The sequence below is a fragment of the Lentzea rhizosphaerae genome, from assembly GCF_042649515.1.
Taxonomy (GTDB): Bacteria; Actinomycetota; Actinomycetes; order Mycobacteriales; family Pseudonocardiaceae; genus Lentzea; species Lentzea aerocolonigenes.
The window spans coordinates 1-860 of record NZ_JBHRZI010000066.1; the positions used below are offsets into that span (position 1 = coordinate 1).

At 69.4% G+C, this 860-nt stretch carries 1 protein-coding gene; it reads right to left on the reverse strand.

Annotation, left to right across the window (positions count from 1 at the left end; all coding sequences use genetic code 11):
• Positions 1-773: IS4 family transposase (locus ACFOWZ_RS48020; RefSeq protein ID WP_382381442.1), on the reverse strand; the 773-nt coding region annotated here is incomplete at its 3' end.
• Positions 774-860 lie beyond the last annotated feature (87 nt).

The window sequence follows — 860 nt, forward strand, 5'->3', positions numbered from 1 at the left end:
GTGGTGAGGGTGATCTCGGCGTCGATCACGCGGACTCGTGTGGGTCCCAGCGTGGACAGGTAGGAGCCGTCCGGGTAGCGGGTCAGGACGGGGAAGTTGCGGCGGTCGGTGTAGCGCACCAGGACCTCGGCGCCGGTCGCGGCGAAGCCGCTGATCAGGTCGCAGCCGACGAGGCCGCGGTCGAGCAGCACGATCATCCCTGGGCGCAGGGAGCGGGCCAGTCGTGGTGCGTAGGTGGTCTCGCCGGTGTCGGTGGGCCCGAACACGGCGTCGATGACGGTGCGGGTGCCGCAGGCGAGCAGGGCGAGAAGCCGGATCTGCGGATAGCCGGAACCGCCGTTGTTGCAGCGGTGTTTGGCGTAGACGCCCAGGTTCGCCGGGCTGTCCGCGACGGTGAACATCGTGCCGTCGATCGCGCAGACGAGTAGCCCGCGCCAGCGGACCGGTGCGGGCGCGGGGCCGCGTACCAGGTCGAACAGCCACTTCAGTGGTGCTGGGCCGAGGCGGCGGCGTGCCTGGCACAACGCGCCCGCGGTCGGCGTCGCGGGACCGAGACCGTCCAGGGACGCGGTGAGCTTGCGCCACACGCCGGGATAGCCGAGTTCGGGAAACAGGCAGGCGGCCAGCAGCAGGTACACCACCACCCGCGAGGGCAGGTCCCGGACACGGGACTGAACCGTGCGGGTCTCGGCGAGTGCCTCGTCGACCATGTCGAACGGCACCGCTTGGGTCAGCTCGCCCAGATGCCCAGGCGCGAACGCCCCCTGGGCCACAACGACTTCACGGGTAATGACAGACTGTGTGTGCAACGGAGTTCTCTGCGGGTAGCGATCTTGGTCGACGCTGTTCTAGCAGGAACT